The sequence below is a fragment of the Steroidobacter sp. genome (assembly GCF_036406195.1).
Lineage (GTDB): Bacteria > Pseudomonadota > Gammaproteobacteria > Steroidobacterales > Steroidobacteraceae > Steroidobacter.
The window spans coordinates 1-9,069 of the sequence record NZ_DASWVW010000012.1 but is presented as its reverse complement, the minus strand read 5'-3'; the positions used below and the strand labels follow the sequence as shown (position 1 = coordinate 9,069).

10 protein-coding genes are annotated in these 9,069 nt (G+C 62.7%); 1 reads left to right on the top strand and 9 read right to left on the bottom strand.

What is annotated here, in order from left to right; genetic code table 11:
• Nucleotides 1-15: 15 nt before the first annotated feature.
• The 4 genes from VGE08_RS04685 to VGE08_RS04670 all read right to left on the bottom strand — a co-directional run bounded on the left by VGE08_RS04685 (nucleotide 16) and on the right by VGE08_RS04670 (nucleotide 4,711).
• A complete protein-coding gene (locus VGE08_RS04685; RefSeq protein ID WP_331066700.1) occupies nucleotides 16-1,971 on the bottom strand; it encodes a methyl-accepting chemotaxis protein in 1,956 nt (651 codons plus the stop codon).
• Between the two features lie 636 nt (nucleotides 1,972-2,607).
• A complete protein-coding gene (locus VGE08_RS04680) occupies nucleotides 2,608-3,075 on the bottom strand; it encodes a hypothetical protein (protein WP_331066699.1) in 468 nt (155 codons plus the stop codon).
• Nucleotides 3,076-3,131: 56 nt separating this feature from the next.
• Nucleotides 3,132-3,617, bottom strand: a complete 486-nt coding sequence (locus VGE08_RS04675; protein ID WP_331066698.1) for a hypothetical protein — start codon at nucleotides 3,615-3,617, stop codon at nucleotides 3,132-3,134.
• Between the two features lie 20 nt (nucleotides 3,618-3,637).
• Nucleotides 3,638-4,711 (bottom strand): hypothetical protein, encoded by a 1,074-nt coding sequence (locus tag VGE08_RS04670; protein WP_331066697.1) that lies wholly within the window; start codon nucleotides 4,709-4,711, stop codon nucleotides 3,638-3,640.
• Between the two features lie 90 nt (nucleotides 4,712-4,801).
• Here VGE08_RS04670 and VGE08_RS04665 point away from each other — a divergent pair, with 90 nt between their 5' ends.
• Complete coding sequence (locus VGE08_RS04665) at nucleotides 4,802-5,785, top strand: IS5 family transposase (protein ID WP_331066701.1); 984 nt, start codon at nucleotides 4,802-4,804, stop codon at nucleotides 5,783-5,785.
• 136 nt (nucleotides 5,786-5,921) lie between these two features.
• On the opposite strand, the gene VGE08_RS04660 is transcribed toward VGE08_RS04665, so the two are convergent.
• The 5 genes from VGE08_RS04660 to VGE08_RS04640 all read right to left on the bottom strand — a co-directional run.
• Nucleotides 5,922-6,407, bottom strand: a complete 486-nt coding sequence (locus tag VGE08_RS04660; protein WP_331066696.1) for a molybdenum cofactor biosynthesis protein MoaE — start codon at nucleotides 6,405-6,407, stop codon at nucleotides 5,922-5,924.
• A gap of 3 nt (nucleotides 6,408-6,410) precedes the next feature.
• A complete protein-coding gene (locus tag VGE08_RS04655; RefSeq protein WP_331066695.1) occupies nucleotides 6,411-6,650 on the bottom strand; it encodes a MoaD/ThiS family protein in 240 nt (79 codons plus the stop codon).
• Between the two features lie 47 nt (nucleotides 6,651-6,697).
• A complete protein-coding gene (moaA, locus tag VGE08_RS04650) occupies nucleotides 6,698-7,849 on the bottom strand; it encodes a GTP 3',8-cyclase MoaA (protein WP_331066694.1) in 1,152 nt (383 codons plus the stop codon).
• Nucleotides 7,850-7,870: 21 nt separating this feature from the next.
• Nucleotides 7,871-8,662 (bottom strand): HAD-IA family hydrolase, encoded by a 792-nt coding sequence (locus VGE08_RS04645; protein WP_331066693.1) that lies wholly within the window; start codon nucleotides 8,660-8,662, stop codon nucleotides 7,871-7,873.
• A 92-nt stretch (nucleotides 8,663-8,754) separates the two neighbouring features.
• Nucleotides 8,755-9,069: nitroreductase family protein (locus VGE08_RS04640; RefSeq protein ID WP_331066692.1), on the bottom strand; the 315-nt coding region annotated here is incomplete at its 5' end.

The window sequence follows — 9,069 nt, the reverse complement described above, 5'->3', positions numbered from 1 at the left end:
TGGCCCGGCAGTCCACTACGCCGCAACGCCGTCCGCCTGCAACTTGAATCGGGACACGGCGCGCACCAGCTGATCTGCCTCGACCTTGAGGCTTTCGGCGGCCGCCGCACTCTGTTCGACGAGTGCGGCGTTCTGCTGCGTAGCCTGGTCCATCTGGCTGATGGCCTTGCCGACGGTCGCCACGCCCGTGCTTTGTTCGCTGCTCGCGCCGCTGATCTCGCCGACGATGTCCGTGACGCGCTTGATGGAACTGACGACCTCGGCCATGGTGCCGCCCGCCTGGTCGACCAGCCTCGTTCCCTGCGCGACCCGCTCGACGCTCGTGGTGATCAGCGTCTTGATTTCCTTGGCGGCCTCCGCGCTACGTTGCGCCAGGTTGCGAACCTCGGAGGCCACCACTGCGAAGCCGCGCCCCTGCTCACCTGCGCGAGCAGCTTCCACCGCGGCGTTCAGCGCGAGGATGTTGGTCTGGAATGCGATCCCGTCGATCACGCTGATGATGTCGGCGATCTTCTTGGAGCTCTCGTTGATGCCCTTCATGGTGTCGACCACCTGGCCCACCACTTCGCCGCCTTGAATGGCCACCGTGCTCGCCCCGAGCGCGAGCTGATTGGCCTGTTGCGCGTTGTCGGCGTTCTGTCGCACCGTGCCGCCCAGTTGCTCCATGGAAGCGGCCGTCTGCTGCAAGGCGCCGGCCTGCTGCTCGGTCCGCTGCGAGATGTCCGAGTTGCCGCTGGCCATGTCCGCACTGGCGCTGACGACACGGTCGGCACTGCTTCGCACCGTCGCCAGCGATTCGACCAGTCGGAGTCGGAATGACTCCATCGCCACCGCGACGTTGCCGAGCTCGTCATTCGAGCGCGCTACGAGTGGCTGGGTGAGGTCGCCGGCGCTCAACCGGGAGAGCGAGGCCAGCAGCGGCGCAACGGACCGCTGCGTATAGCGGCCGATCAGCCACATCACCAGCATTGCCGCAGCCACCGTCATCGCGACGCCGAAGAACATGACCTTGAGCAGCGACAGCCACGTTGGCGCGAGAAGTTCCTCCGCGACCTGCTCGACGACGATCGTCCAGCCGGAATCGTAGAACGGCATCGATGCGCCCAGCATTTGCTGGCCATTGATCCCTGTGTAGAAACCCATGGCCTCGCGGCAACCCGTCGTGCATTGACCGCTGGTCGCATATTTGCCGTCGGAGCCGCAGGTCACGCCTGCCGTCATCTGCGTCAGCTTCCACGGCATCTCGCTGCCCTTGCCCTTGAGCATCTGACCCGGCCGAGTCCGCGACTCGGTGATCAAGCGGTTCTCTTCGTCAACGATGTAGTAGTCGAAGGTTTTGCCCACGCCGGCCAGATAGAAAGCTCCCATCCCGCCTTCCATGTTGCCGATTTCGCCGTTCACGATGGCGGTGAGCATCCTCGCATCCACGTTCACCAGCACCTGACCCTTGCCGGCAGGAGTCGCGAACGTCAGGATGGGCGTCTCGGCATCCATGTAGACGCCGGAGTAGGTGCGCTTGGCGTCGACCTTGCCAGACCACGTTTTGCCTTCGCGCCGCGGATCCGAGGAGACCTTGATCACACCGCCTTCGACGTAGTCGATCGCGTGATAGGTCTTGAGCGTCGGAAGCGTCCGCTTGCCGGCTGCGATCTCATCCTTGAACGGATGGTCCTTGACGTCGAAGACGTCGCTTGCGACGATGGCAGCGAAGTGTTTGCGCGCCACGTCCGGCCCGCTGTCCATCATCAGCGACGCCATCTGACGCGACAGCTTGGCGTTCTGCCCGAGGAAGCGAATCACGCCCTGCTGCTTCGCGTCGACGAAGTTCATCAAGCCGCCCAACGCGGTCTTCACCTCCAGCCAATATGTGGAATAGGCGAAGTACGCGGTGGAGCCCAATAGGCACGCCGCGATGAGTGCGACGACCAGCAGTGTTGTCTTTGCGCGAAGTGTCGCGAAATATCGATTCATGGCGCTCGTCCTCCATATGCGAGCCAGGCGCGAATGCACAGGCACGCTGGAATATCGGGCGCACGGGCGCCAGGTTGAGCGAAAAGATTGCCTATTCTGCGAATTGGTGCCAGAGGTGCGCGCCCATGATCTCGCGGGATCGGCTGCGCCACCAGATTTCGCGCTGAAGTCTCCGCAGCGGCGCAGGCCCAAGCGCGAGGCCTCGTGGGTCAGCCTCCGATGTAGCTCATCTCTATCGCCGATGTCCGGCACGCTGGCGGTGCGGCGTGGTGCCGCGCATCTCGGAGGAGCGGGCACCCCGGTGCTGCCAGAGACGTCGGAAGGCAGCGGCGCGCGTCGACATGTGCGCCCTCAGATCGATCCACGATGCTTACCAGAGGGGGGCTTCGCGCATGCCAGGCCGCCGTCTCGATTCACGGTCGGCATCCCGTGACGACGTGTCGAACTCGTCGCTGCCGTTCGATCCGTCCTTCGACCGCGAACTCGAAGCTACGGACGAGACTCGCGCGGTGTTCTTCGGGATGTGCGGTCCGATGGCACGGTGTCGGCCAACAAGGCACGATCAAGATCATCGGCAAAGAGACGGGGCTCTATGCCCAGCCAGTTCTGTCCGACGGGTCGAGGTAGGCTGCGCCCTCAGATCGATCCATGCCGCTTACCAGCAACGGCTTCGCGTGTGACCCAGGTCGCGGCCATGAGCATGCCGTGGGTCAGCATTGCAGCCCACCATACCGACATGGGAAGAATGGGTGCCAAGGGGTCAGGACGGATGCCGCCGCCTGCAACGCAAATGCTGCCGAACATCAGGACATGTTGGCGTGCCTGGAGGTAGGTGAGCGTGACAAGCAGCATTCCCAAGAGGACTCCCACGTCCCGCGCTGCGGAGATGAAGCGCGACCGCGGGCAGAGCAAACCAGCCAGCCCCGACGACAAGCCAACAACACAGGCCGCCAGCGGCGCGAGATTGGTCAGGCCCAGGCCCCAGTACTTATGCAGTGTCAACGCGTCTACCAGATAGTCGCCTTGCCTGACCAGGGGCGCGAGCGCGAATCCTACGGCGCACAGGGCATGAATCACCCACAACAACCGCATCGGGTGCAGCACGGCAGCGGGCGAGCTCGTTCGCCAACCCGGAACCGTGCGCGGGTGCACCAACAACCTCAGTCCAGAATCGATCGCACTTTGGCTGCGAAATTGTCTGCCGTGGCGCGGTCACTCAGCGTGACGATGAGTTTGCGGCAGGCGTCGACGCACACCACCAAGGCGGCTTCGTCTTCGGCACTCTTGACAGACTTCACGATGGGATGCGAATCGTCGGAAAGCAGCGAACGCGTCACATCGAGGATGTAGGCTTTTGCCTTGAGAAATCGCGCCGGCTCGAGTGAATCATGCAAGGCAGCCGCATGCGAAGACATCACCTTGCCGTGCCCCGCCTCGACAAAGCCGAGAGCGACCAACTGGTCGAACATCGTGGATTCGAAATTCGGCACGGCAAGTTTCTGGAGAAGGCTCCCGGCCGTCTCGAACCCGTTGATCAAGATGAGCAGATGGCGCAGCCTGGGGGACAGCGCGGCATTCCGGCTGGCAATCGCCTTGGTGCCGGCTTCGGTCTTCTTGTAGACGGTTGCGCTGTCAGGCGTTGTCATGGCGACGTTGTCAGCCCAGGCTATATGCTGACGCGCAGCGTTTGCTTGACAAACATGCTGACGAGCCGCTGCAGTACAAGGAAGATGAGCAGCGTCACCACGCCCAACACGACCATCAACTTCGTCTTCAGCTCGCCGTACGGCTGAAGGAGCTCTTCGGCCTTCTGCTCCACCACGATCGTCCAGTCGGAGTCGTAGAAGGGCATCGAGACGCCGAGCATCTTGCTTCCGTCGTTCGCAGTGTAAAGACCCATGGTTTCCCGGCAGCCTGTCGTGGCTCCGACGTTGGTCACATAGACATCATCCTTGCAAGATACGCTCGGCTCGCGACCGCGACTGATAGACCAGGGCGCCTTGTTTCCGATGTCCGTCAGCAAGGCGCCATCGCCTTTGACTCGACTCGATGTGATGAGCATGTTGTCGGCGCTGGTGATGTAGTAGTCAAAGGTCTTGCCCACACCGGCCAGGTAATACGCACCCATGCCGGTCTCGAGGTTGCCAATCTCGCCCGAGACGATGTTGTCGAGCATCCGAGCGTTCGCGTGGATGAGCACGGCGTCGCGACCTTTGCCCGCAATGAACGTCAACCAGAACTTGCCGTCCTTTTCGTAAACCTCGGAATAGCCTCTCGGAAACTGTTCCTTGCGAATTGACGGAGGAAGCCCTTCGACGGCTGTGTCTGTTGAGACGACAATCGTGCCGTCACGAACATAGTCGATCCGGTGATAGGCATTCCATGCCGCGATCTTCCGCGTTCCGGCGTCGATTTCCTTCTTGAACTTGTGATCTTCGGGTCGGAAAACATCCTTAGCCACTGCGGCACGAAGCAATGCTCGCATTGCCTCGGGCGACAACGCAGGACCAACGTCCAAGAAGACTGCCGCCAACTTTCGATTCTGTCCGAGGAACCGGATGACGCCCTGCTGCTTGGCGTCTACAAAGTTCATCAGCCCTTTGGCAGCTTCGAGTTCCACGAACCGCTCGATCTCAACGCTCCCCCACCAGCCGAGCAAGAAGAAGACCGGGAAAATCACGGCCGCGATCACGGCAGAAATTTTCGTCCGCAGAGTCCATCCAGATCCAGTCAGTTTCATCTTGATCCCTTAAGGAAATGCTGATCAATAGGCCCCATCAGGCATGCCCCATGCATGCGTGAAGGCATCGAAAACTGCAGCATGACGACCATGAGCCAACGCAGCTTTGCCAGCGCCGAGTACGCGATGAAGAAGAAGCGCACGCGGCGCGAGAAGTTCCTCGCCGAGATGGAGCGCGTCGTACCGTGGTCCCGTCTGATCGCGGTGATCGAGCCGCTGTACCCGAGGAGCGGGCGAGTCGGCCGCCAGCCCATCGGTGTTGCACGCATGCTGCGCATGTACTGTCTGCAGCAGTGGTACGGCCTGGCCGACGAGGCGCTCGAAGACGCGCTGTACGACAGCCAGGCGCTGCGCGACTTCGTGGGCATCGATCTGTCGCGCGAGTCGGTGCCCGACGCCACGACGCTGCTGAAGTTCCGTCGCCTGCTGCAGGCCAACGACCTCACCCGGGCGCTGTTCGACGAGATCAACGCGCACCTGGGCGAGCAAGGGCTGCTGATGCGCGCGGGCACCATCGTCGATGCGACGATCATCGCCGCGCCCAGCTCGACCAAGAACGAGGGCAAGGCGCGCGACCCCGAGATGCACCAGACCAAGAAGGGAGCCCAGTGGTTCTTCGGGATGAAGGCGCACATCGGCGTGGATGCCGAGTCGGGCCTGGTGCACACGGTGATCGGCACGGCGGCCAACGTGGGCGACGTGACGCAAGCCGGCGCGCTGCTGCACGGCCAGGAGACGGCGGCCTTCGGCGACGCGGGCTACCAGGGCGTGGCCAAGCGCGAAGAGGCGATGGGGCCGCAGTGGCACGTGGCGATGAAGCCGGGCAAGCGCCAGCAGCTGAACCTGTCTTTCAAGTGGGCGCGGCTGCTCGAGCAGGCCGAGCAGTTGAAGGCCGGCGTGCGCGCGAAGGTCGAGCATCCGTTCCACGTGGTCAAGAACCTGTTTCGGCACAGGAAGGTTCGCTACAAGGGCCTGGCCAAGAACGAGGCGCAGCTGTTCAGCCTGTTCGGCCTGGCCAACCTCGTGATCGCGAAGAGGCCGCTGTTGGATCTCCATGCCCGAGGTGCGTCTTGAACGCGCAAAGCAGCCTCGCAAGAGGCTCAACAGGCCCGGCAACGGTGCTGAGCAGAGCGAATACGACCGACTTCACGCCGGCTTCGCGTCGCGTCCTGCTCAACCCGCGGTGCGGGGCTCATTGATCAGCATCTCCTTAATTTCGCCAACGTGCGGCAGCGGCGTGATCACTTACGCGCGCATCGACCCACCGCGGTCCCTGTGCGGTGTGCTCTTTCTTCCAGAACGGTGCTTCAGTCTTGAGGCGATCCATCAGAAATTCGCAAGCGTTGAAGCTTGAACCGCGGTGGGCTGACGTCACCGCGACCAGCACGATCTGGTCCAGAGGCTGCAACTCGCCGACTCGATGGATGACTCTTGCCGCGCAGATGCCAAAGCGCTCCCGAGCATCGTCGATCAATGCACCGATGCACCTTTCGGTCATGCCTGGGTAGTGCTCCAACTCCAGGGTCGCGGTGGATTGCTGATCGTTTCGATCACGTACCGTCCCGACAAAGCAGCAGACAGCTCCCACGCTCGCGTCGCCTGCGCGCAAGGCTTTCACTTCGCTCGTCAGGTCGAAGTCCTCGAACTGAATGCTGACCATATCGGTCGGGCCCTGTCCCCCCGAGAGTTCGGCCATGGTCTATCCGCCGGTCACCGGAGGGAAGAAGGCCACTTCGCACCCTGGTATCAGATGAACCGACTCATCACACATCACATGGGCCAGGGCGACGCGCACCGCTCTCCCGCGTGCCAAGGACTCGGCCCGCGCGCCGCCTAGCGCGATCAACTCGTCGCGCAGGTCGCCCAATGTGGACGCACGGGTATCAACGCTTTCGCCGCTGCAGCCGATGGCTTCGCGGATGGAGGCGAAGTACTTCACGGTCACCCTCGTGTGCGACGGGATAGATGCGCCCCGCTCGTCCACGTTTAGCCCCCGATGTAGCTCATCTCGACCCGCCGCCGACCACTTCCCTGATGTGAAGACGTGTCAGCCCGAAGCTCCGAGTACCGGTCGCCTCGGTGTTCCCAGATTTCGCCGATGGCCGCAGCCAGATCGTCGTCAGAGGAACCGCTGTTGATTCCATCGCCACGCAACAGTGAACGCAGATCGTGACCGCTCGAAGCGAACAGGCATGTGTAGAGGGTTCCGTCCATCGACAGGCGAGCACGGTTGCAGTCGCCGCAGAAGGCGTGCGTGACGCTGTTGATCAATCCGACTTCACCCAGGCTCGCATCGTATTGCTCGGCGGCATCTGCGTAGCCCCATCGTTGCGCAGTCTCCCCCGCGGAAGACGGTGGGAGAGCGACGAGCCGCCATTGCGCGCGAAGCAGGTCGACGATCTCGACCCCCGGCAGCACTTGGTCCATACGCCACCCGTTCGTGGCCCCGACATCCATGTACTCGATAAAACGCAATGCAACCCCGCTGCCGCGAAAGTGCCGCGCCATCGGCACGATCTCGTGGTCGTTCGTACCGCGTTTGACGACCATGTTGACCTTGATCGGCCCGAGACCTTCGGCCTGGGCCGCCTCGATGCCTCGAAGCACGTCGGCCACCGGGAAATCCACGTCGTTCATGCGCCGGAACACTTTGTCGTCGAGAGCGTCGAGGCTGACAGTGACGCGCTGGAGTCCGGCGTGCCGGAGCTGCCGTGCCTTGCGTGCGAGAAGGGAGCCATTCGTTGTCAGCGTCAGGTCCAGCGGCCGCCCGTCTACCGTGCGGAGTGGCGCCAGTTGCTCGACGAGTACTTCCAGGTTCTTCCGCAAGAGCGGTTCACCACCGGTCAAACGTATCTTCTGAACCCCTTGGGCGGCAAAGACGCGTGCCAGCCGGGCGATTTCTTCGAAACTCAGCAAGGCGGAGTGCGGCAAGTAGGTGTGGTTGGCGTCAAACACCTCCTTGGGCATGCAGTAGCTGCAGCGAAAGTTGCAACGGTCGGTCACGCTGATACGCAGGTCGCGGAGCACGCGGCCGCGCGTATCGACGAGTCGACCCGTCGGGCCTCGATGGTCAGATGGCACTGCCGCGCGCCGCGTCTTCAGGCGATGATCAAACAGCGGGATCACACGTTCAGCCATGAGGAGTCTGTCCGATCGCCATCAGTGCAACGCTTGGTTCGCCAAGGAGGGCTTGGTCTCTCCAGCCCGCTCGAGCAATTCATTGAAGGTCAACCATGGCGCCGACCGGAGCGCACGACCAGGTTCGCCTTCAAGCGGATGGGCAGGATCGCCAAGACCAGGCAGCACCAAGCCCGCCGCCGAGAAGTCGCTGTCCTCGGTCCAGTACGTTGGCGTGACCACGGTCCAAAAACCGGCGGCGACTGCGGCGGACAAGCCATTCGCCGAGTCCTCAAAGGCCACCGCCCTGCTGGACGGCAGGTCCAAGCGCCGCAGAGCCAGTTGATAAATGTCGGGCGCCGGCTTCTTGTGCGCCACTTGGTCGCCACACGCAACCACGCTGAACAGGTCCGGGCCGCGCTTGCCGAGATTCGAAATCAGGAGCGCGTCGACATTCACGGCGGTGGTCGCACTCGCCAGAGCCAAACGACATCCAGCCGCACGAGCCTCCTCGATCAGGCGTGCGACCCCGTGGCGCAAGGGAATCGCACCGTCGTTCACCACCGAGCTGTAGAACTTGGTCTTCTCGGCATGAATCCCGGGCACCTGGGCCAGAAGCCGGCTTCGTTCGACCTCGCTCACCGGGAGTTGAGTGATATAGGCACCGAGCCGCTCCTTTCCGCCGGTGGTCTTGAGCAGACCGCGGTATTCGTCGGCAGACCACGTCCAGCCCAACCGGTAGCGTTCGAACGCGAGGTTGAATGCCAGACGATGGCCTTCTTCGGTATCGGCCAGCGTTCCATCCAGGTCGAAAATCAGGGCATCGACTTTCATCTCAGGCTCCTTTGGACTAGGAATCAGGCGCGACGATGGAGTCGTTGCGGCCCCCGGCCTGGCATCCACCAGGAAGTACAGATCCGAACCGTTCAGAGCGTGCTGACAAACGACGCCGGCATTGGGCGCAAACGGATCGGCTTGGTTTTCGTGACACTGCCTAGGTTCACACAGCAAACCGCCTCCTCGCCTTCGCCCAACGCAAGCAGCGAACGCATTCGCGGCGAACCCATGGCTTGGCCGCTTGTGAGTCCGGCCCCGAAGCCCATGGCATGCGCTCCCAGAAGAACGTTCTGGATTGCCGCTCCCATGGACACCATGCGCTCCAGCGGTGGGATGTCGGGCTCGCGTGAGCCCAGGCAGGCAACGGCCACCAGCAGCATCGGCGCGCGATGAGCCTTCTCCCG